The organism is Tunicatimonas pelagia (assembly GCF_030506325.1).
Taxonomy (GTDB): Bacteria; Bacteroidota; Bacteroidia; order Cytophagales; family Cyclobacteriaceae; genus Tunicatimonas; species Tunicatimonas pelagia.
This window is the reverse complement of sequence record NZ_CP120683.1, coordinates 5,665,693-5,689,049: the sequence shown is the minus strand read 5'-3', so window position 1 is coordinate 5,689,049 and position 23,357 is coordinate 5,665,693. Positions and strand designations below refer to the sequence as shown.

Genomic DNA, 23,357 nt, shown 5'->3' with positions numbered 1-23,357 from the left:
GGTAGCGGGAAGGCGGGGTACCGTCTGTCACCTTAGAAGGAGTATATTTACTCCAACCTGAGAGCAAATGATAAGGAAATAGTACGCTTGTAAGATAATTCAGAGCAAGCGCTCATGCCGCGCCTTCTGAATGGCCTCTGCCTTGCTGCGGGCGTGTAACTTATCATAGATATGGCGAACATGCGTACGTACAGTTTCCTTATGGATATGAAGCTCTTCGGCAATGCGAGGTGCGGTTTTTCCTTCGGCCAACTTTTGTAATACTTCGGCCTCACGGTCGGTGAGCGGGGTATCTTGGTTTTTTCGAAAAGAGGTTACTATCATTCTGGCAATTGGTCCACTTAATGGCGCCCCTCCTTGCAAAGCCTCACTAATAGCTCGGATAATTTGCTGATCGTCAGTGGTTTTAACAATATATCCCACTGCTCCGGCTTCTAAAGCCTGAAATACTTGCTCGGGTTGGTGGTGTACTGTTATTATAACTACTACTGCCTGCGGAAGCTGCTGTCGTATTAATCTGGTGCATGTGATACCTGATATACCCGGAAGAGATAAATCCATGAGAATTACATCGGGACGCACATCGTCTAGTTCTTTAAGGGCACTTTCACCATGCGTGTAGGTACGCACTACGTGTAAGGTCGGAGAGCGGTTAATAACGCGACGATAGTGATCACATGTGTCAACGTGGTCTTCTACCAAGATAACTTTAGTTTTTTTAAAGCTCATTAGTAATAATTGAGGGTTGAATAGTACATAAAAGAGTGATAGTAGTGCCTTGATTAGGTTGAGAGCAAATTGTTAAATCAGCCTCTATTTTATTAGCACGTCGCTGCATATGATTTAAACCACTTTTACGAGACGGATTAGTAAACCCTTTTCCGTCATCTGTAAGTACGATCTGCACCTGATTACCTTCTAGGGTGGCCTGTAGTTGTACATGCTCAGCTTGGGCGTGCTGTCGGATGTTTTGTAACGCTTCTTTAAAAATCAAAAAGATATGTCGTCCCCAGCCTGAGGGCAATGATTGTTTCATTCCCGTAGTAGGAGTATCAGCACTAAATTGAGCATCTGCGTAGAGAAACCACTCTGAGCCTACATCAATCAAATGCGTGTACACCTGATCTAAGTACATATGGTTAGGATCGAGCAGCCAGATAAAGTCGCGGGTGCCCTGATGCAGGTTGTTAGCAATTTTCTCTATCTTTTGGGTGAGTTCGCCAACCGATGACGAAGCATACGTATTTAAATGTCGAGCCATAAAAGCAATGGACGTCAACTCATTGCTTAGCTCATCATGAAAGTCCATCGCAATTTTTCGGCTTATAGCGTCCCGCTCATTTTGCCGAGCTTGCAAAATGGCAAACTGCTGCTTAAGTCTAGCTTGTCGGCGCTGCCAAAACAGCATGCCACCCACCATCCCTAAAGAAAGAAGAAGGATGGCAATTAATGCCGCTTGCCGACTTGTCTGTAAATTCTTGATTTTGGCTGCCTCAGTCAGTTGAGCTATTTCTTGGGTCTTTTGCAGCGTTTGGTATTTTACCTCCAGTTGGTTTAGATGCTGCTGGCTGGTTTCACTTTGCAGGCTATCTTTCAGAGCTGTATACTGCTGTTGCATTGCTAATGCCTGCTCAAAATCTCCCTGAACTTCGTACAATTCCGTAAGCTTTTGGCTAGCTTCAATCATACTCTCCTTCCGATCAATCGTCTTAGCCAGTGCCAAAGTCTTGCCGTAGTACAACCGCGCTTGAGCGTAGTGTCGCTGTTGAAACGCTACATCGCCCAAATTCAATAACGGTCCGAGGGTAATTCGTTGCATTACATTAGCAGAGTCAGCTAACGCCAACGATCTTTGCAGATAAATTTTTGCTTTCTCTAAATCTCCCTCAGCAATAGACAAAGATCCTAGGTTATTCCAAGCAATCGCTACAAAATTTGGGTTGCCAATCTGCTGCGCGATTCGTAAAGCTCGCTGATAGTACTCTTCTGCCTTTTGGTAGTTCTGCTGTTGTTTATTCTGAACTGCTAATATATTGAGCGACGCTCCAACGATTTCGTAGTATTGTATACGTTCGGCCATTTCTAGTGCTTCCAAAAAGTACTTTTCGGCTTCTTTCCAACGTACCTGAGCACTGAATAATGTCCCAATCGCATAGTTGATCTTTGCTACTTTTGGAAAATTTTCTCGTTCAGTTTCAATGGTTAGTGCTCGTAAGAAAAGATCAGCCGCTGAGGCAGACTGCTCTTGTTCGGCGTACATACGAGCCGTATTAAAACAAAAGTAAGCGACGCAGGTAGAATCTCCCTGGTATTGAGCTGGTTGTATACTCCGCTCGTAACTTTGCCCGGCTTTTCCCCAGTCTTCAATCGCTTCGTACGCACTTCCCAGTCCGTCGTATAAGCTGAATTGAAGCCAGTGATTTTTATTCTCCGCGAAGTACAGATCAGCTTGTTGAAAAATCATGAGTGCGGTATCGTAGTGCTGCTGACTGAGGGCTAGAAATCCCTGCGTTATAGATTGGTAGGGTAATGTTTCCGCACCGTGTATATGGATATGCTTTAGTAATGCATTCGCATAATACTGTATACTATCTCGCTGAGGAGAAGCAGTATATGCGTACATCAAACGATATAGTACTTCCACCCGATCTGAGTTGGATACTTGGGTTGATAAGAGCTTACGCAGGCTATCAGCTTCTTCGATTTCTGGCTGGGCAAAAGAGGGGAGCGTAACAGTGAAGGCAATGACACTGAAAAGAAAGAATGCGCGCATAGTGAACAAGACCGTAACCAGAGTGTAATTTGTCGTCAAAAGTACTTATCTTCATTAGTACCCACCCATAAATAATCGACTTAATTCAGTCTCCGGTGGATACTGAATTAAAGACACCCATTGTAGTGTTTTTGGTGGGAATTTTATCTGAGATAATCAAATTTTGTATTCTCACGTACTTTGCGCTATGTTTGCTAATCACCTACTCGGTTGCATATTATGCGGAAAATTACTAGGTACAACCTCATTGCCTTTCTGGTTATTTTCGGAGGGTTAATGACTAAGGCTTCTGCACAACCCACCCGCCTGATTGTTACCACCGATATTGGGCAAGACCCCGACGATCAGCAGTCGCTCGTTCGTCTCCTTCACTATGCAAATGAATTTGATATTGTGGGAATAATTGCCAATGCTGATGCCAATAACGACTACGAATTACCAATTATAAAAGATAGTATTATCCATCAACTGATTGATGATTACGCAAAAATCGAGGATAACCTACGCTTACACAACAAGAGCTACCCATCGGCTACTCATTTGCATTCGGTAGTGAAAAAGGGGTGTGCGGGCAACAGCGTTTCAGCTCCGGTGTTATCGTATATTGGCCAAGGAAAAGACACCGAAGGGTCTGATTGGATACTAGAGAAGGTTCTTGAGAACAATGGGCCTACCGCCATTAGTGTTTGGGGGGGTGGGGCTGATCTGGCTCAAGCCCTCTGGAAAGCTCGAGCCACTTTGCCGGAAGAAAAATTAGCCACTTTCGTTGAGCGAATGGTGGTTTACTTCATCAACAAGCAAGATTCTTCCTGTGATTGGATCATTGAAGAGTTTCCGAAACTCACCGTTATCTTAGGGTTTTCTACTTCGGGTGATAAATGGGCTTCGGCCTACCGAGGCATGTTTTTAGGTGGTGATTTGTCATTAACATCGCGCGCTTGGCTCAACGAGCACATACTGGGGAAAAATCCGCTCGCTAATCAGTACCCAACCGAAGCTTATACCGGAGGCAAGAGCAGAAACCCTAATAACGCACTGAAGGAAGGCGATACCCCAGCATGGCTTTACTTTCTTCGGAACGGATTAAATCACCCAACCTATCCCTCGTGGGGTGGTTGGGGCGGGCGATACCAAGAGACCCGTTCTGGCTTTTACACTGATGCGGAAGATACCTATCTTGATAGAGTCACCGAAGAGGCTAAGACATTGCCTATTGTAACAGTCTTCCGATGGCGCCCCGCTTTCCAGCATGATTTCGCTGCTCGAGTACAGTGGGCCACTACCAACTACGAAAATGCCAATCACCCTCCTATTCCGGTGATTGAAGGGCAGTCTGATGATTATATTCTTCAAAAAACTATAGCAGCAGGAGAGGTGACTCATCTCGATGCAACCTCCTCGTACGATCCAGATGGTGATGGCCTATCGTACCAGTGGTATTTTTACGAAGAGGCGGGCACTGTAGAAAATCCCAGCTCCTTTATTCAGGGTGCTACCAGTGAGCCAGTTATTACTCTTCGTATTCCCCAAGCAAATCTGAGTAGCAAAACAGCACACTTATTGTTAGAACTCACCGATAATGGCTCCCCAAGTTTAGTAGGCTACCGAAGAGTTGTACTCACTATTGAATAGAAACAAAAGGTGAAAAAGAAAAAGAGCAAGGGGCTTGGCGTAGACTACACTTTCCCTCTTCCTCTCTGTACTTAGCAAATAACTAATAACTATCGGAACAGCCCAATCTTTAGACCAGCTACTCCCGTCAGGCCGCTAATATCAGACTGATCTAGCATTCGGTAATCCATGTTGCCTACAATACGGTACGCTATACCCGTATGAAAGCGTATATTCTTCATAAGGTTTACTTCAAGTTGAGCGGATGGCTCTACAAAGAAGAAGTTTTCTTCCCCAAACGGATTGGTATCATTGCTAGTCTCCCGATCCATTTCTACCTCACCTACACCAATCATCAGTGGAAAAGTAAGGTGAAATAACTGGTTTGACCAAACCGTATACTCTACAAATGCTCCGCCCATTCGCATATCCAGGTAAAGATTGTTAATAGGTTCACTAGCCGGATCAATATTGTTAACTGTCCAGTGATAGCCACCACCTACCGTCCAGTTTGGATTGAGCACTACTCCACCACGTACCCCAAAGATATGGGCAGTAGCTTCATCAATGCTACCAATTTGGTAAGTGGGATTTACGTAGAATCCTAATTTTGATAGTGAAACAGAGTTATTAAATAATGTTTTAGGTTCGGTTTCGTCTTGTGCGTGGCTAGCAATAGATATACATACAAAGGCTAATACTAATAATAAATTTAATTTTAAAGATGCATTTTTCATGAGTAACTGATTTAAGTAAAACATAGAGGCGAGTGTCCGAAAATAATTTCGGATAAAAGAAAGCCACTAATTGAGTAAGATTAAATTGTTGGCACGTATACCATAATTGTCTTCGCTCTAGCATCGGAAAACTTAGCTATGCGAAAGAGCGGTAGCTCGCGAGCCTACACTAAAGTATAGGTAATAGTGAGTAAAAAAAAGAAGGTATCAGATGCGCTCGAAGCGTACTTCATCACGGTCACTATCGTCATCGTCTTCCCGAAGATAGAGTAGGTTATCGCTTTTTTCTACCACTATCCAGTCGTCGTCTAAGTCTTCTAACTCATCGCGGTTACCAAATACCGTGAGATCATCGTCGTCTAAGTCAATCTCAACCCGACGGTTGCTATTTGTGATAGACCACCGAGCAGTAGTGCTTTGATTGCCATCGGAGATAATCAGATCACCTCCCTCCTGAAACTCGAAGGTAAGTCCAGCAAAGTCATCGGTTTCATCTTCGTTATCATCTCGAAAGAGGGTAACCTCCCAATTGCCAGTTACTTCTTCAGTAGCAATAGGCTGAGCGCCCGGATTATCAGGAGATGCCCCATCGTCATCGTTATTGCAAGCAAAAAAAACGAATCCTATTAGTAACGGCAGAGTATATTTAAATGCTTTCATGAGAAAAAATAATAGTATTACTATCACAATACGATAGATAAACTACTATGTTACCTTATGGCTGAAATTTTCCGAAAAATACTGCCAAAAAAAGCACTAATCACTTATAATTTGCTGACGATAAAATTTCTTTGAGCTGAAAAAAATTATAGGAAGACAACATCCTCTACAATGGCTTCGCCAAACTCTTGAAGAAATAGAGCCAGAATTTTAGAGCGAGACATATTAAGCTCTTGCTTCAGGGGAGCCGAGCTAAGTTTAACGTAAAGCACACGATTACTCACGTAAATTTTATCGGTACGACGAGCAATTGGATGGCCCATTAACCGCTCCCACGACTGGATGAGTTGGGTTTGTTCGTATTTAGCTTTTAATTGGTAGGTATCCAGTAGCTGATGTAAGGCTTCCCCCACAGTAGATACTTCGGCAGTACGTCCCCGCTGATTAGGGTCAGTAAATTTGGGCATGTGGTTAGTTTCTTAATAATGAATAATGGTTGATGATGAATGACTAATCATTATTCATCATGATAGATAATTTGCGTGGCAAACAGCTTAAACATCAGTTAGAAATATACGGATTTTATTCGTTAGGAAAAGTAAAAATATGCTCGTTTAGCCGATTGAGTGTTTCATTCTTAAATTGGCTATCAATCAGTAACGAGATGTTAAACTTGCTCCCTCCGTAGGAAAGCATCCGTATGGGAATATCATCAATAGCATCTACAATTTTTTTCAGCACCCCTACCTTCTGAAACGGCATATTACCTACCACGCAAACAATCGTGTGGTTGCTATCTACTTCTACCTCACCAAACGCTCTCAGCTCTTGCTGAATATCCGCCAGATACTGCTGATTGTCGATGGTAAGTGAAATACCTACTTCGGAGGTGGTAATCAGATCGATGGGAGTTTGATACTTCTCAAAAATTTCAAACACCTTCCGTAAAAAACCATAAGCGAGCAACATTCTCGACGACTTAATTTTAATCGCAGTAATACCATCTTTAGCAGCTACGGCCGTAATAGGTCGGTCCTGTTGCTGGTCAGAGATCAATGTGCCGGGAGCCTGGGCGTCCATTGTGTTTAGCAAACGTACCGGAATATTAGCCCGCTGGGCCGGACGAACCGTGAAGGGATGCAGAATTTTCGCCCCAAAATACGCTAGCTCAGCCGCTTCGTTAAAAGAAAGATTATCTATCCGGAAGGTTCTGTCCGCAATTCGTGGGTCGTTATTGTGCATCCCGTCAATATCGGTCCAGATTTGGATTTCTTTCGCTCCTACTACAGCCCCAATTAGCGAAGCGGTGTAATCACTTCCTCCCCGCTGTAGGTTATCAATCCGGTTTTGGCTGTTCAAGCAGATATAGCCTTGTGTAACAAATAGTTTAGTATTTGGGTGTTGACTGAGCAACCGCATCAGTTTTTCGCGAATGAAATCTTCGTTGGGTTCCTGATTAGCATCAATTCGCATGAATTCCAGTGCGGGAAGCAGTATCACCGGAGTATCCTGAGATTTTAGGTAAGCCGTGAATAGTTTGGTAGAAAGTAATTCACCCTGAGCCAGTATTTCCTTTTCTACATCAGTGCCAAACGGCTCTGAAGTTATGTTACTTAAACTTTCGAAGTGAGCCGCAATAATGGCCTCGCCCTCTTGCTGAGCACTACCTTCGCTTAATAAGCTTTGGCAAAATGTATTGTAGTGTTGTCTTAGTTCCGTAATCAAACGGTTAGCTTCATCTGTTTGCTGCGTTTGGAGAGCCTTTCCAATCTGTACCAAAGTATTAGTCGTACCCGATACGGCTGATAATACTACAATTTTGGGTTCGGCTGACTGGGTTACTAATTCGGCGACCCGGTGCATCCGTTCCGGTGAACCTACCGACGTACCGCCAAATTTTAAGACTTTCATAGAAATTCAATTGTTGAATGGTTCGATTGTTATTTGGCTGGGGGCTTGGAGCGGGGAGTAAAGATTTGCCGCTCCTTGCTCCCCGCTCCAAGCCCTTACTCGTTAAATCCCAGCATCTTGATGGCAGTGATGGCTGCTTCATCTCCCTTGTTACCGTGTTTACCTCCGGCCCGGGCCAAGGCTTGTTGCTGATCTAAGGTAGTGAGTACTCCGAAAATAACGGGCTTATCGTACTTAAGCATTACGTCTTTCATGCCTTGGGCTACCGACTGGCAAATGTAGTCAAAATGAGGCGTTTCACCCTGAATAACGCAGCCCAAACAGATTACCGCATCTATTTTGGGGCGAGCCGCTTCCCACTGCGCTCCTAATGATAGCTCAAAGCTGCCCGGCACCCACTTAGTACGAATATTTTCTTCTTTCGCCCCATGCTTCAGTAAGGTAGCAATGGTTCCATCTAACAGAGGTTGAGTCACCTCGTGGTTCCATTCTGCGGTAACAATAGAAAAGCGTCGATTAGAAATATCGGGTAAATGTGAGTCGTCGTGCTCGCTCAAGTTTTGGTTAACGGTAGCCATAGAGAGTTAAAGTAAAAAGGATAAGGCCACTGTGGTCTTATCCTCATCTATTCTTGAAAACTTTTATTCACTCTGGTATTAGTTTGAAGCCAACGCTTCCAAACGAGCGCGTTGCTTTTGAGCCTCCTGATACTCATATGCTTCGGGAAACTTATTAATAATTCGCTGGTAGCGGGTGGCGGCCTGAGCGTAATCACCAGCTGCTTCGTAAGCCATAGCGGCTTTAACTAAATACTGAGGGGAAAAGAACTGATTAGTATTGTAGTCAGCCGCTTTTTCGTACTGGCTGGCCGCTGATTGGTGTTCACCCAACTCCAGGTAGGCATCCCCGATCAGGGCATAAGCCTGAGCCTGTACCAGCAGATCAGACGCACTGAAATCGTCCAGATACTCAATAGCCGACTCATAGTTACCCTGTCGTAACTCGATAACTCCTGCGTAGTAGTGAGCTAAGTTAGAAGCATCAGTTCCGCCAAACTCATCTATAATTTCCAGAAAACCGTAATTGTTACCGTCACCATTCAGTGCCAGGTTCAAACTATCTGACTCAAAGTAGTAGATTGCCTGAAACATCTCCTCCTGCGCCGACTGGTTCTGGCTAGTTTGGTAATACTGATAGCCGAAGTAACCCGCCACTGCCAGCACAATAATAGCTGCCCCGATAATAAATACTGTGGAGTGCTGCTTAATATATTCTTCCGTATCAACAATCCGATCCTGTAATGCCTCAGGGGTTTCCAGCAGTTCTTCGGTAGTGCTTAAATTTTGTTGTACGTCCTTTTTGCTACGAGAGCCTCGAACTCTATTGGCCATAATTGGTAATTTTGGGCTGCAAAGTTAGAATAATTTTTCGGTAAACAGAAAAACTATCCATTGCGTTTCATTAGACTAACGAGATTAAACCATCTTGTAGTGTGAATGAAAAAGAGCCCCGCAGGACTCTCTTAAATACCAGATTTATTTTGAAGTAATCGCTTAGTCCAAAATAAATGGGTAATCTTCCTGCATGTAGACATCTTGCAGTGCTTCTTCAGCCGGAGGGAAAGGCGATTCATCCGCAAATTTGATGGATTCTTCCACCTGCTCTTTCACTTTCTTTTCAATCGCTTTCAGGTCTTCTTCCGTAGCGTAATCTTTCTCTATGATCGCATTGGCACACTGAATAATCGGATCTTGCTCCTTATACTCTTCTAACTCTTCTTTAGTGCGATACTTCGCCGGATCAGAGATAGAGTGACCTTTGTAGCGGTAGGTGCGAAACTCCAGTAAGGTAGGGCCATCGCCTTTACGAGCACGTTCGGCCGCTTCTTCTACCGCAATATGTACGTTCTCTACGTTCATGGCATCTACCGGAAAAGAAGGCATATCGTAAGCCTCACCTAAGGTGTACAGATCCCGCACGTTACTGGTCCGCTCTACCGAAGTACCCATAGCGTAACCGTTATTCTCAATCATAAAGATAGTGGGAATCTTCATGGTCATGGCCATATTGAGCGTTTCGTGGAAAGCCCCCTGGCGCACCGCTCCGTCTCCCATAATTGTAGCACATACGTTATCGGTACCTTTGTATTGTTCGGCAAAAGCAATTCCGGCACCGAGCGGAATCTGCCCGCCCACAATGCCATGACCGCCGTAAAAGTTACGCTCTTTGTCAAACATGTGCATAGAGCCACCCTTACCTTTAGAGACTCCGGTTTGCTTAGCAAACAACTCGGCCATCACTTTCTTAGGGTCAGTACCCAACGCTAGCGGATGAGCATGGTCGCGGTAGGCAGTAATAAAACTATCGGTATCGCGCAGAGCGGAAACCGAACCAGCCGCACAGGCTTCCTGACCAATGTATAAATGGCAAAAACCCCGAATCTTCTGACGACCGTACTGCTGCCCGGCCTTTTCTTCAAAGCGGCGCATCAGGTACATGGTTTCGTACCACCACATATAAGTCTCCTTAGAAAATTCCCGTTGGTTAGAAGTTTTTTTAGTTTTTTTATTAGTCTTTTCTTTGGTACTAACTGCCATAATAATTACTTGCTTAGATAAAAGTGCTACAAGAGTGTAACGTGCCGAAAGGTTATCCTGTTTACGTTCGCGCAAATTAATACAAAAACACGAACAAAGAAGGCATGAAGCTGGAAAAAATCCATTTGCTCAACTATAAGAACTACGAAGAACTATCCCTGGATTTCTCGTCGCAGATTAACTGTATTCTAGGAGAAAATGGTAGTGGCAAGACTAATCTGCTAGATGCAATTTACTACCTATCGGTGACTAAAAGTGCATTTAGCAGCGTAGAAACGCAGAATGTCCGACACGGCGCACCTTATTTTCTCGTAAAAGGAGTATTCTTTCGGGAGAAGCAACACTACACAGTGAGCTGTAGTTGGCAACGCGGTCAGAAAAAGCAGGTTCAGAATAGTCGGATTCACTATGAGAAACTGAGCGAGCATATTGGCCACTTTCCGGTCGTGCTAATTTCACCGGATGATACTGATCTGATTCGGGGAGCGAGTGAGTTGCGCCGCCGTTTCTTCGATGGGCTTTTGTCGCAAATTGACCCTGATTATTTGATAGACTTCATGAGCTACAACCACCTGCTGCGACAACGTAATGCGCTGCTAAAACAGTTTGCCGAGCGTAATACCTACGATTCGGACTTGCTCGACTCCTACAGCGATCAGTTGCTGGATGTCGGGCATCGGTTGTACCACAAGCGAGCCGACTTTCTCGAAATATTTATTCCGCACTTTAGCCGTCACTACAATAATCTTTCAGGAAAGAAAGAAGAGGTAGGCATACGCTATACTTCTCACTTTGCCGAGGCAGACTACCGTTCCGCCTTTTACAAAGCCTACCGGAAAGATTTAGTGCTACAACGCTCTACTCGGGGCGTGCACCGCGACGATTATGATTTTCGGATTGATGACTTTCCGACCAAACGCTACGGCTCGCAGGGCCAGCAAAAATCCTTTGTAATTGCGTTGAAACTGGCTCAGTTTGATGTGCTACGCGACAAAAAGCAGCTTAAGCCTATTTTACTACTGGATGATATTTTTGATAAGCTAGACGATTTTCGGATTGGCAAACTTACCGAAATGGTAGTGCAACAGTCGTTTGGGCAACTATTCGTTACCGATGCCCGCCCCGAGCGCACCCGAAGCATTTTCGGAAATATTGAGGGGGAAAAGAAATATTTTGTAGTTCAGAAAGGTGAGGTCACTGAAACATCAGTGGAAGGCAAAGAAGATCAGCCAAACCAGCAGCAAAATAGGCAACAGAATCGGCAGCGAGAACCGGATAATGTAGCCGAAGAATGAGGGCATCCGAATACCGACTTGCTCAGCAATAGATTTTACCATAAAGTTAGGTCCATTACCAATGTAGCTCATGGCACCAAAAAATACGGCTGCTACCGAAATTGCCATCAGGTTCATAATACTATCAGCGTACTCTCCCTGAGAGAAAGCCAGCACATCTTGCGAATCATTCACGCTAGCCCCTACCGAGGCCATTGCTGCTGCTAAGAAATTCAGGTATGTGGGGGCATTGTCCAGAAAACCTGATAGAATTCCGGTACCCCAGTACAACGTATTGTGCGTAATCAAATCCCGGCCTGCATCCGATTTAGCAAAGTCCCCTACTAGTTCTAAGGCAGGCATCATGGTACCAAAAATGCCGATAAAAATAAAGGCGACCTCCCGGATAGGCTCAAAGCTAAACTCATTCCCTTTTATCGCCTCTTTCTTAGCCAGGCGGAAGGATAAAAATGCCACCGCAAACATAATTAGCTCCCGCACAAAGGAGAAACGGGTGCCGTGGTAATTGATGTGGGGCAACCACTCAATTTTATTAGGGTCGATGAATACCGCCGCAATAACCACGGCCAACCACACAAAATTTCGCTTGCCAATCACACTAATTTTCCCCGTATGCGATTGTTCCTCATCGTCACCATTTGGCTCTGAAACATTCCGCTTGTCCAGAATAAAAAACACAGCCACTAGCACCCCTAAGGCAAAGACCCACTCGAGAACCACGTGCGAGATTGTCCAGAAAAAAGGAACCCCTCGTAAAAAACCCAAGAACAAAGGGGGATCGCCAATAGGCGTGAGGGCTCCACCTACGTTACTTACCATAAAAATGAAGAAGATAATATGGTACGACCGAATCCGGTGTTGATTAAGCCGAATATACGGGCGAATTAGCAGCATGGATGCTCCGGTAGTGCCAATCAGGTTAGAAATAACCGAGCCAATCAACAGGATGGCGGAGTTAATAATGGGAGTAGCTTTCCGATCAATTTTTATTAGAATACCTCCGGAGGCAATGAATAGGGATGAGAGTAGCGCAATAAATTGTAGGTACTCAAACAGGGCGTGAACGGGTTCACCGGTGTTTCCTAATATAAAAATGTAGTAAGAAATAACAATTGCGGCCAGCAGCACCGCCAAAAGAGGGTAGTTTTTATGCCAGAAATGTTCGTAGAACAGCGGCCCAGTGGCAATCATCAACAGCAACAGCGCAAACGGAATGACTGTCCAAGCGGGAGCTGCCGCGTGCTCTTCCCCGTGTCCCTCGGCATGTTCTTCCCCCTCGGCGTGGTGGGCTTCCTGATTTGGATGTTCTTCTTCCTGATGCTGAACAAGCTGAACCGGGACTTCTTGGTGCTGATCTAAGGAATAAGAGGGAGTATAAACCGAGCAAAGTAGTAATGAAAATATAGCACTGAGCACCAATCGCTTCATTGAATAAGGTTAGTTATCTTCGGAAGATGTTTTGGCCTGGGTAGAAGGTAGCAGAAAAATAAATTTGCTACTTCAATCTATCAGCCACCATCTGTGTTGTATCTGAAAAATAAGCAGTTTTACTATTTTGGGTAAATTTCCCAAAAAGAGGCGCAAGCAAATTACCAAAGTAAGCGAGAAACACCAACAGATTAGCATATTTTCATGAACTTAGCTATTGATATTGGCAATACCCATATGAAGGCCGGCTGGTTTGACCACCACCAATTAATCGAGCTACAATCCAAAACTGATATAGCAGAATTATCGGCCCGAATGCATCAGCATCCACCGGATCGGATCATTGTATCTTCCGTATCTGCCCACGCCCAGCAGCTCAACAAAATTGTGCCCGCTAGTTCTCGCTTGGTTGTGCTCGATGGCACTACTCCCCTGCCCTTTCAGAATAGTTACCATACTCCTACTACGTTGGGCACCGACCGTATTGCAGCGGTAGCTGGGGCTCAGGCGCAATTTCCGGATCGGAATCTGTTGATAATTGATGCTGGTACTTGTGTTACGTATGATTTGCTGACCGACAAAGGTTGCTACTTGGGGGGCAACATCTCGCCCGGTTTACGTATGCGTTGGCAGGCGATGCACACTTTTACCGCTCGCCTACCGTTAGTATCGGTAGCATCGCCCGAAGCAAGTAAAAAGCTTGCTTTTATTGGTAAAACCACCGAAGAAGGTCTGAAAAGTGGAGGATTGGTAGGAATGGCTGCGGAAATTGATCAAATAATTCGGAGGTATGCCGACAAATTTGCAGCTTTGCAAGTCGTAGCCTGCGGAGGTGATATTAAATATCTTCAGCCGTGGCTCTTTTCGGATCACATCTATATTCCGGAACTAGTATTGATAGGATTAAACAGTATAGTACAATATGAGGGTTAGTAGCATTTTTCTGTGCGCTTTTTTGCTCGTCGGCTTGGCAGGCTTCGTGGTTTCAGCCCAAGCACAAATTGGTGTCTCCCCGTACTCATCGCAAGGAATAGGAAGTTTGATCCGCCCCACCTTAGTACACAACCAAGGCATGGGTGGTATTGGTATCGGCAGCGGAAATGCCCTGTTTATCAACTATATGAACCCTTCTTTTCTGTACAAGAACAACCTTACTTCGTTCGATGTAGCGTTTAGCCTGGAGCAGAATAACGTGCAGCGCGAAGAAGAGAGCGTTAGCCAAACCAACGGTGGGTTACGCTACGGGGTATTTTCCTTTCCGATCATTCCTAATCGGTGGACAATGAGTTTAGGAGTAGCCCCGTTTAGTGTAGTCAGCTATCGCATTGAAGAAGCTCTTGCCATTGGTGGCACTTCTGACGAAGGTATTCAGGTGATTAATGGTGATGGAGGGCTTAATGTGGCTTCTTTCTCCAGTGGATTTAGAATAGTAGGCGGCCTAGGAATTGGGGTACGAGTAAGTTATTTGTTTGGCCCTATTACCGAAACCAGAACGATATTGGTGAATGATCTCTCCGGGCAGCGTACCGAGTTGGAAGACCAAATCTACTACTCTGACCTGCTCTTTGAGCCGAGTATATCGTACGGAATAAAAATAGGCGACCAAACGCTACTCAACTTAGGGGCTACGTATCAGCCTGAAACTCAAGTACGAGCCACCCGCGAAGTGATACTTAGTACCATTCCACCCGATCCTCGTTTTACACAAAGTGAAACTATTGATTCAATCGGTGGCAGTATTACCTTACCTTCGCGACTAGGAGTAGGCATTTCTGTGGAGAAATCGCTAAAGTACTTGATAGGTGTGGATTTTTTGACCCAGCCTTGGGAAAGTTATCAATCGTTTAGCGGTGGTAACGACGGAATGCGGAATAGCTACGAACTCGCCGTAGGTGGGCAGTTGATTCCTAACATTAGCTCTATTAATAGTTACTTAGCTCGGATGGCCTACCGACTTGGGTTTTTCTACCGCAATACGCCCTTTGCAGTAGAAGACCGCCAAATTACCGATTTTGGTCTAAACCTAGGCTTTTCCTTACCTATGAGCAACCTTTCCAGCACCAATATTTCCTTAGAATTAGGCCGACGGGGTACGGTAGATGCCGGATTAATCCGAGAAGACTATTTTAAAGTTTCGGCAGGTATTACGTTTAATGATCGCTGGTTTATTCGCCGAAAATTTGACTAATATTTTTCATAACAGCTTATCAACATTTTGGCATACAAGCGGTTACATTCTTGCCAAGTTCATTATTCAGGTGCAACTTTGGTATCAAACTTGTTTACCTTTAGACGAGTTAGAGGCAATTTTCTAATGAATTTGCCCTCCGCATCTTTCTATATTCTACAAAAATTGTATTATATTTACGTTTCGTCTAAAGAATAAAGCTTACATTGTCATATTTGCAATGAATCGGAATTGTTTTTGAATTAAGTATTATTCTCTGCGAATTGTATAATTTAAATAAATAGTTTAACCAAAAAGAATATCATGAAATACAGAGCTTGTTCTACTGCTTTTTGGTCGGTATTGTTTCTACTCATTACGACCGCCGGATTAAAGGCCCAAAACTTCAATTGGCCCGAAGATAAATCGACTGCACAAACCAACTACGTGCTGTACACCGATGCCAAAAAGCAAAAAAACTACGAAGCCGCTGTAGAGCCTATTACGTGGTTGCACGAAAATGCTCCTGATCTTAACCCTGCTATCTACGTAGATGGTGCCACCATTTACGAAGAACTGGCTGAAAAAGAATCTGATGCCGCTAAGAAAGAAGAATATATTAGCAAGGCACTACAAATGTATGATTTACGCCTCCAGTACTTTGAAGGAGAAGATGCCGCCGATGTTGCTAATCGTAAGGCAAACACTGCATTTAAACTACTATATAAAGACCCTAGTGAGTACGGTCGCCTAATGGAGTTGTTCACCAGCGCAATGGACGAAAGTGATGATGTGCTAGTTTACTACAACATTGTCCCTTTTATGTCGGTGCTAAAGAACCGATACGAAAAGGGCGAGATTAACGATGAGCAGCTGCTAGATTATTACGATCGCCTGGGGCAAATGATAGAAAAGCAAGTGGCTGCGGGTGGAAAAAATGCCGGTAAATACGCCCAAGCGGGTGAGAATATTGATAGTATCTTCGCTGGGTTCTTTACCATGAGCTGCGATCAGATTCAGCAGAAGCTGATGCCCAAGTTAGAGCAAAATCCTAGCGATGTAGATTTAGCTAAGCGAGTTATTTCACTATCACTGGCTTCTTCCTGTACCGACCAAGACTTCTTTATGACTGCGGCAGAAACCCTGTTTGATAATGGTGAAGAAGATCCTGGTTTAGCCAAAGCCCTCGGAACCCGCGCTATGGTAGCCGAAGATTACGATAAAGCCAAAGAGTGGTTTAATAAGGCAATTGAAATCTCTTCTAACGACGAACAAAAGGCTGATATTACTTTTGACTTGGGAACCATTGCCCTTAAAGAAGGACAAAGATCTACCGCACGTAAGCATTTTCTGCAAGCGGCTAACATGGATGATGCATTAGCCGGAAAAGCTTACTCAACTATTGGTGGAATGTACATGCAGAGTTATGACCAGTGTAAGGGCGGGCAAGATGTGGTGCAAGACCGAGCCGTATTTATCGCTGCTTACGAAATGTACCGCAAAGCAGGTAATTCATCAGCAATGGCCAATGCTAAAGAGCAGTTTCCTTCTAAGGAGGAAGTGTTCACCTACAACAAAGAGGTAGGTGACCAAATTACTGTGGGATGCTGGGTTGGCGAAACTGTAACCATCCGAACCCGCGACTAAGCATTAGTCTTTAAAATGTGAGCCATTTCCTGTTAGCAAAGTCTGCAACGGGAAATGGCTTTTTTTCGTCAGAAGGAATAGTAAGAATCTAGCACCGTGTGTTGTTTATGAGTAAGCAGTATTACATTTTATTGTTTATTATAGCCGGTTTTATTGGGGCATGTGACGACGATAGTAAAACCGCCGAAGACTTTAAAGAGTACGAAGGCCCCACTATGGAAGCGACCAACACCGAAATTCTATACAGTGATTCGGCTCAAGTGCGGATTAAACTCCAAGCCCAAAGACAACTGCAATACGGAAACGGCGATATGAACTTTCCCGAGGGTATTTATATTGAGTTTTTTGATGAAAACGGCGTGAAGAGCACTTCCATTGAGGCCAACCAGGGCTACTACAGCCAGGAAGAGAATAAATATACCGCCACGGGCGAGGTAGTGGTAAAAAACTTGGAGACGGGTGAGAAGTTAGAAACCGAACTACTGCACTGGGAAAAAGATAAACATAGCATTAATACGGATCGTTACGTAGAAATTGAGTCAGACGGTGAATTGCTGATGGGCGAAGGGCTAGAAGCTAAAGAAGATTTTTCTTCGTACGAAATTCTTAAACCCACCGGCGTATTTTCTTTAGAATAGTATGAAGTTAGTTGATACAAAACTAGTTGACTATATTATTTTTTCGCTTTGCGTTGGAGTGTTTATCATTGGCGTATACGAAACTATGACGGTTGGTCTTAGCTATTCTTACTGGATATTTATGATTTCAGTAGGGCTGTTACTCTGGTTTAATTTCCGCCGAAGAAAAAGTGATGATTAATGACTGATGAGTAATGATTAATAAGGTAGTATTTCACAATTATTGTTTTGCAGAAAATTTATCACTGATTTTCAGACAGTTACATTCTTTTGCAGAGAAACTCAAACGTTACCATTAATAATCACATTGTAGTACATATTATTCATCAATCACTAGTCATCAGTCATCATAAATGGACATTCTGATTATCGTAGCCATTTGCCTTCTTTTCTCAGCCTTTTTCTCCGGTATTGAGATTGCTTTTATCTCGGCTGATAAACTTCGGATAGAGTTGGCGGGGCAGCAAGGTTCACTCTCCGGGCGCATCCTCTCTTACTTCACCCAGCACCCCACTCGTTTTATCGGCACTACCCTCGTTGGGAACAACCTGGCACTGGTGCTTTACTCATTCTTTATAGCCACATTTTTAGAGCCTCTATTGGTAAATCATATTCCGGCAGCCATTAATAATGATGTAGTGGTTCTGCTTACGCAAACAGTAATTGCCACCTTTGTGGTGCTAATCGTTGCTGAGTTTACCCCCAAGAGTGTCTTTCTGATTGATCCCAATGGACTTTTATCATTGCTAACACTACCGTTCACACTTATTTACGGGTTGCTCTACTTTCCGGTCTGGATTATTGATAAGGTATCCCGGTGGGTTATCATTCATGTGCTGGGCTTTGAGTATCGTAACGACAAACCGGTGTTCGGCCTAACCGATTTGAATAATTACGTAAAAAATACCCTAAGCGAAGCGCTGCGAGAACAGCAAACTGATGAAAACGCCCCCAAGATCAATGCTAAAATTTTCACTAACGCACTCGAGTTTAAAACTGTAAAAGTACGAGAGTGCTTAATTCCTCGCACAGAAGTAGTAGCAATTGATATTGAAGATGATATAGAGAAACTGAAAGAAGCATTTATTGAAAGTGGGCACTCTAAAATACTGGTTTACCAAGAAACCATCGACAACGTTATTGGCTACTGCCACTCCCTGGAGCTGTTTAAAAAGCCGACTACTGTTCAGCAAATTTTAACTCCTATTATTATTGTACCCGAAACAATTCCGGCCAATGAGCTAATGATTCAGTTCATTACGGAGCACAAGAGTCTGGCTCTGGTAGTAGATGAGTTTGGTGGTACCGCCGGTATTGTGAGTATGGAAGATATTATTGAAGAGATTTTCGGGGAGATTCAGGATGAGCACGACGATGAAGACTGGGTAGAACTTAAGATTGATGAGGAGAACTACCTGATTAGTGCCCGACACGAAATTGATTATCTTAATGAGAAATACGAATGGAATATTCCGGAAGGCGATTATGATACCCTCGGTGGCCATATTCTAAGTCTCACCGGCGAAATACCCGAAAAAGGAGATGTAGTTCCGGCTGATGCCTACACATTCACGATCATGTCTATGAGCGATAATCGCATCGACAACGTGAAAGTGACTATTCCAGCTAAAAAAGCCTCTGAGTAACGAGCTATTCCATGCGACTATTTTGCTTAGTTTATACTCTATTCCGAGCAATCAGTAATACCGGCCATAAAATTTATCAGGAAATTAACTGAAATTTTTATCTTTGCGATTCGTTTCAAAAAGATGAGTAATGCTCTCGTGGCGCGAAGTAGTGACAAATGAACGATATATTGTGAGGCTATTGTTCATCAATCATTGCTCATCACTAGTATGTCCAAACAAAAAATAATACACGATAGAATATGTCATTGATTGGAAAGATTCGGGAAAAGACGGCACTCATTGTTGGTGCGGTAGCAATAGGCCTTACCTTGTTTGTAGTGGGTGGCGACCTGCTGAGCGGTTCGGGTGGTCAGATTCTCGGTGGTCCCGATACCACTGTGGGCGAAATTGCCGGACAAGAAGTTTCTCAGGACGAATATTTACAAGCCATTAACGAGCAAAAAGCAAATTTTGCCCTGCGTGCCCAACGCCAACCCTCTGAGCAGGAAATGACCTCAATTCGTCAGCAGGCTTGGAGTAAGCTTATTGCCGAAAAGGCGTTTGGTGAGCAGTTCGAAAAACTAGGCATTACCGTTACTGAGCGGGAGCTGATTGATATGGTGCAGGGTAACAATATTGATCCGGGTATTCGTCAATCATTTACTGATCCTAACACCGGAGAGTTTGATCGTAATCAGCTACTAAATTACCTTCAGGCGCTGCCTCAGCTACAGCCTGACCAACAAATATCGTGGCAACTTTACGAGCAGAACCTCCGCGATGCCCGCGAGCGATTGAAGTACGACAACTTGCTTATTGCCGGAAACTACGTAACCCAGGAGGAAGCTAAGCGTCAGTATCAGGCCGAAAATAAAGTAGCTGAAGTAGAATACTTGTATATCCCGTATTACGCAGTAAGCGATTCGGTAGTTGATGTGACCGATGTCGAATTACAAAGTTACTTAGATGAACACCGGGAAGAATACGAAGTGGAAGAAAGCAGGGCCATACAGTTTGTGCGTTTTCCTATTGTACCCTCAGCCATTGACACCGAAGATTTTGCGGCTGAGTTGGAAGAGTTGAAGCTTGATTTTGCGGAAGCAACCAATGATTCAACCTTTGCCGTAATTCAATCAGATCCGGTTACGGGAGGTGCCCCCTACCAGTCTTTCAATCCGAGTAACTTACCCGCCACTTTGGCTAATAGTGCCTCAATACTAGCCGAAGGAAGTGTGTACGGTCCGTTTACCCAAGGTGAGGTTTATACCCTTTACAAAGTAGATGAAGTGTACGAGGACAGCATTTCTTACGCTCGAGCTAGCCATATACTGATTAAAACCGATGATTCTCGTACTGAAGCCGAGGCTCGCAGTGAGGCGCAAGGTTTACTTAACCAGCTACGCAACGGAGCTGACTTTGCCGAGCTAGCTCGTGAATCTAGCGAAGACGGCTCTTCCGCTCAAGGTGGTGATTTGGGCTGGTTTTCAGAAGGTAGAATGGTAGCTCCCTTTGAGGATGCAGTATTCGGCCAAAGCGAGACGGGCTTGATTCGGCGATTAATCAAAACTGAGTACGGCTACCATATCATTACCGTTACTGAGGCTCCAACCAACCAAGCTTACAAAATAGCGGTAGTAGAGCGAGAATTGTATCCAAGTGACCAAACCCGCAATGAGGCTTTTGTCGCTGCCGATTTGTTCGCTAGCGGAATTGACGGTCCAGATACCTTCTCTAGCCAGGCTGAACAAGACTCTCTGGATGTTCGCGTGGCGGAGGATATTGAAAAGAATGCTCAAACCATTACCGGATTAACCGGGGCACGCGAGGTAGTGCAGTGGGCGTTTAAAGATGCCTCATTAGGAGATATTTCTAAGGTATTTGAACTGGAAGACGCGTACGTAGTGGCAGTGCTGACCGGAAAAACCGAAGAAGGTTCCGCTAAGTTAGCCAATGTTCGCCCCGAGATTGAAGCTAAGGTAAAAGCGAAGAAGAAGGGCGAAGTAATTGTAGAGAAACTTAACGGATTATCAGGCAGCTTACAGGAGATTGCGGATGCTTACGGAGCCGACGCTAACGTATACTCCAGCAGCGATCTGAAATTTAGTACCAACACCTTGCCCAACGTAGGCTTTGCTCCAGAAGCTATAGGAAAAGCGTTTGCTATGGAAACTGGCCAAGTGTCTGAGCCTATTACTACCGAAAACGGAGTGGCGATTATCAAGCTAGAAGCACTCACTGATGCCCCCGAAATAGCTGATTACGCTACGTATAAAGATCAGCTCCAGCAGCAACGTGGCTCGCGGGTAGCTTTCAATATTGCCGAAGCAGTAGAAGATGCGGCTGATATTGAAGATGAACGATATAAGTTTTATTAATCAGTTGGAAACAACTGCTAGCAGAAGCGAAGGGCATTGTTCTTTCGCTTTTTTATGCGACTCATACCGAAACTTCCTGTTCCGATTGCTCAGCGGCAGTCATCTTTACAACAATGGGTTGCTCAATCAGGTGGGCTTTGGGAAGTTTACCGCTAAAAGCAAACTTACTTTTTCTTTCCCAGTGTTTGTTCACTTGTTTTATGCCAATGGGATACAACGTGAGCTGCGTTGGTGTCAGGTGAAAGCGAAGAAAGTTTTTGTAATCTTCTTCGTGCAGTGCCGAAAATGATTCATTATCGTGAATACCCAGCACCAAGTTACTCAGCATTAAGTACAAACCAACCAAAATTCCAGCGCAAATACTGCCAATAACTACCATTTCAGCGGCAAACAAAACTACCTGCACAACACTAATTACCTCCAAGTTTAGGTAGTGCAGATTAATGGTGGCAAAACCCCAAATTAGCAAACTACACACCACCAAATGCAGCCCACCGTGCAAAAACCCTATCATCCAGGTGTACTTAGATTTTCCGGCATTTTCGTCGGCAAACCAAGTAAAACTAGCTACCAGCAACGTTCCTAAAATAAAGGCAAGTGGACTCCGAATCAGCACGTGAAAAAATGCGTCAAAAGCTAGCCATAGCCCACTAATCTCACTCAACTGCTCTAGTAGCGACGCCGCTCCTCGACTGGCATCAGTTTCTAACACCCAAGTAAGCAACAAGTAGTATGCACCCAGAAAGAAGGAGAAACTTGGGTTTAGGTAAGGAAACAGTATGTTCTTAAAGCCTAGCTTTCGCGAAGTTTCTTTATCAGGAAACACCGCTTGTAAATCCAAATCTTCATCTTCTACTTTTCGGAGGTGCTCGTTGAGGTTATGGGTAGGGTGTAAAAAGGCTCCACCCCCGCCGGCGGTAATTCGCTGCACGGTCTGCTCGCCATTTTCCATTTTAGCATAACGCGCGTAATGATGCAGATCGCCCGAGAGTGTAGCTACTAGTTCCAGTTGATTATCCAGAATAAACCGTTGCTCAAAAAAACGTAATCGCTCGTAAGAATCTTCCTCACGGTAGCGATCTTTGAACACCCAGCTAGGTTCAGCGGTACAAAGAATTACCCTATCGCCCGCTTGCATGTAGCGATCAACAATATCGGCAAAATAGTTTTTTTGCGGTTGGTCAATATCTGAATTTAGCTGAATATCGATACCCCAAATCCAGTAGCGGTGCGGCAGTTGAATAGCCCAGTAGCTTCGCTTCTGAAACGTCTGCCACTGCCCGATATGGCGCTCCTGGCAGAATACCTTTAGAAAGTTTGTAAGCCCATCGTACCAATCGTGATTACCCGGAATGGCAAACAGTGCGGGCGATGGCTGTTGGTCGTTGCGGGGAAGTGCGGATTGATACGGCCCCTTCAAACGGTTTTCGTACTCGTGCATTTCGGGGGTTGGGTACACTTGGTCGCCCCCCATGATCAAGACATTACCCCGCTGGGTAGTTTCATTACCAAAAACCAACTGTTCCTGACCTAATAGTTTAGCTACCGAGTACGTAGAATTAAAGCCATCTCCTACGTCCGATACATAATCAAACCACAATTCATCGGTCTGGCTGAGATCAAAACGATCCGAACCACTCAAGGCAGCCTGCACTTCACGCCGATCTGAGTAATTGCCAAAAATATACGAAAGCAGAGCTTTCAAGCCGGTAAATACCAATTGTTTAACTTGGTACCAACCCACCATTTTCTGAGGGTTAAATTGCATAGTGATAGTTTCTACTTAGGTAACGGGCAATATTTTTAATAGTTGGCTGTAGTTAAGTCAAAGCCCTTTTTGCACTAGTAATGCTCATCAGCTAGACGGTAGTTTACTCTAAACTAAACATA

The 23,357-nt window shown here is 44.3% G+C and carries 19 protein-coding genes; 8 read left to right on the top strand and 11 right to left on the bottom strand.

The features are described from left to right. Positions 1-99 precede the first annotated feature (99 nt). Positions 100-729 carry a response regulator transcription factor gene (locus P0M28_RS24300; RefSeq protein ID WP_302205837.1) on the bottom strand — a complete coding sequence of 210 codons (630 nt, stop codon included), beginning with the start codon at positions 727-729 and terminating at the stop codon, positions 100-102. Continuing rightward, a complete protein-coding gene (locus P0M28_RS24295) occupies positions 719-2,773 on the bottom strand; it encodes a tetratricopeptide repeat protein (protein ID WP_302205834.1) in 2,055 nt (684 codons plus the stop codon). Before P0M28_RS24295 ends, P0M28_RS24300 begins: the two co-directional genes overlap by 11 nt. Positions 2,774-2,992: 219 nt before the next feature. Between P0M28_RS24295 and P0M28_RS24290 the strand changes: the two genes are divergently transcribed. Beyond that, complete coding sequence (locus P0M28_RS24290; RefSeq protein WP_302205832.1) at positions 2,993-4,405, top strand: nucleoside hydrolase-like domain-containing protein; 1,413 nt, start codon at positions 2,993-2,995, stop codon at positions 4,403-4,405. 89 nt (positions 4,406-4,494) lie between these two features. Here P0M28_RS24290 and P0M28_RS24285 read toward each other — a convergent pair whose 3' ends face one another. The 7 genes from P0M28_RS24285 to pdhA form a co-directional block, all read right to left on the bottom strand. Beyond that, entirely contained in the window at positions 4,495-5,121 is a 627-nt protein-coding gene (locus P0M28_RS24285; RefSeq protein ID WP_302205830.1) for an outer membrane beta-barrel protein, read from the bottom strand. 207 nt (positions 5,122-5,328) lie between these two features. Then, complete coding sequence (locus P0M28_RS24280) at positions 5,329-5,781, bottom strand: hypothetical protein (protein ID WP_302205829.1); 453 nt, start codon at positions 5,779-5,781, stop codon at positions 5,329-5,331. Between the two features lie 146 nt (positions 5,782-5,927). Further along, a complete protein-coding gene (locus tag P0M28_RS24275) occupies positions 5,928-6,248 on the bottom strand; it encodes a DciA family protein (RefSeq protein ID WP_302205828.1) in 321 nt (106 codons plus the stop codon). Positions 6,249-6,363: 115 nt separating this feature from the next. After that, positions 6,364-7,692: an aspartate kinase gene (locus P0M28_RS24270; protein ID WP_302205827.1), complete on the bottom strand. Its 1,329-nt coding sequence runs from the start codon at positions 7,690-7,692 to the stop codon at positions 6,364-6,366. Positions 7,693-7,787: 95 nt separating this feature from the next. Next, the gene (gene ribH, locus P0M28_RS24265) at positions 7,788-8,270 is read right to left on the bottom strand and encodes a 6,7-dimethyl-8-ribityllumazine synthase (protein ID WP_302205824.1); all 483 of its coding nucleotides are present in this window, start codon (positions 8,268-8,270) and stop codon (positions 7,788-7,790) included. A 78-nt stretch (positions 8,271-8,348) separates the two neighbouring features. Continuing rightward, positions 8,349-9,083 (bottom strand): tetratricopeptide repeat protein, encoded by a 735-nt coding sequence (locus P0M28_RS24260; RefSeq protein WP_302205823.1) that lies wholly within the window; start codon positions 9,081-9,083, stop codon positions 8,349-8,351. Positions 9,084-9,245: 162 nt separating this feature from the next. Beyond that, on the bottom strand, positions 9,246-10,289 hold the full coding sequence (gene pdhA, locus P0M28_RS24255; protein ID WP_302205822.1) for a pyruvate dehydrogenase (acetyl-transferring) E1 component subunit alpha: 1,044 nt from the start codon (positions 10,287-10,289) through the stop codon (positions 9,246-9,248). A gap of 104 nt (positions 10,290-10,393) precedes the next feature. Here pdhA and recF point away from each other — a divergent pair, with 104 nt between their 5' ends. Continuing rightward, the gene (gene recF, locus P0M28_RS24250) at positions 10,394-11,584 is read left to right on the top strand and encodes a DNA replication/repair protein RecF (RefSeq protein WP_302205821.1); all 1,191 of its coding nucleotides are present in this window, start codon (positions 10,394-10,396) and stop codon (positions 11,582-11,584) included. On the opposite strand, the gene P0M28_RS24245 is transcribed toward recF, so the two are convergent. Beyond that, on the bottom strand, positions 11,495-13,012 hold the full coding sequence (locus P0M28_RS24245) for a sodium:proton antiporter (protein WP_302205820.1): 1,518 nt from the start codon (positions 13,010-13,012) through the stop codon (positions 11,495-11,497). The two genes, recF and P0M28_RS24245, sit on opposite strands and share 90 nt — an antisense overlap. A 204-nt stretch (positions 13,013-13,216) precedes the next feature. Here P0M28_RS24245 and P0M28_RS24240 point away from each other — a divergent pair, with 204 nt between their 5' ends. From P0M28_RS24240 to P0M28_RS24215, 6 genes are all read left to right on the top strand, one after another. After that, the gene (locus P0M28_RS24240) at positions 13,217-13,945 is read left to right on the top strand and encodes a type III pantothenate kinase (RefSeq protein ID WP_302205819.1); all 729 of its coding nucleotides are present in this window, start codon (positions 13,217-13,219) and stop codon (positions 13,943-13,945) included. After that, positions 13,935-15,200 carry a BamG family beta-barrel-assembly machinery protein gene (gene bamG / locus P0M28_RS24235; protein WP_302205818.1) on the top strand — a complete coding sequence of 422 codons (1,266 nt, stop codon included), beginning with the start codon at positions 13,935-13,937 and terminating at the stop codon, positions 15,198-15,200. The genes P0M28_RS24240 and bamG overlap by 11 nt, the downstream gene beginning before the upstream one ends. 303 nt (positions 15,201-15,503) lie before the next feature. Beyond that, complete coding sequence (locus P0M28_RS24230) at positions 15,504-16,826, top strand: hypothetical protein (RefSeq protein ID WP_302205817.1); 1,323 nt, start codon at positions 15,504-15,506, stop codon at positions 16,824-16,826. A 107-nt stretch (positions 16,827-16,933) separates the two neighbouring features. Further along, positions 16,934-17,464 carry an LPS export ABC transporter periplasmic protein LptC gene (gene lptC, locus P0M28_RS24225; protein ID WP_302205816.1) on the top strand — a complete coding sequence of 177 codons (531 nt, stop codon included), beginning with the start codon at positions 16,934-16,936 and terminating at the stop codon, positions 17,462-17,464. Between the two features lie 353 nt (positions 17,465-17,817). Next, on the top strand, positions 17,818-19,110 hold the full coding sequence (locus P0M28_RS24220) for a hemolysin family protein (protein ID WP_302205814.1): 1,293 nt from the start codon (positions 17,818-17,820) through the stop codon (positions 19,108-19,110). A gap of 242 nt (positions 19,111-19,352) precedes the next feature. Continuing rightward, on the top strand, positions 19,353-21,467 hold the full coding sequence (locus P0M28_RS24215) for a peptidylprolyl isomerase (RefSeq protein WP_302205812.1): 2,115 nt from the start codon (positions 19,353-19,355) through the stop codon (positions 21,465-21,467). A gap of 61 nt (positions 21,468-21,528) precedes the next feature. Here the strand turns inward: P0M28_RS24215 and P0M28_RS24210 are convergent, their stop codons facing one another. After that, positions 21,529-23,235 (bottom strand): metallophosphoesterase, encoded by a 1,707-nt coding sequence (locus P0M28_RS24210; protein ID WP_302205811.1) that lies wholly within the window; start codon positions 23,233-23,235, stop codon positions 21,529-21,531. Positions 23,236-23,357 lie beyond the last annotated feature (122 nt).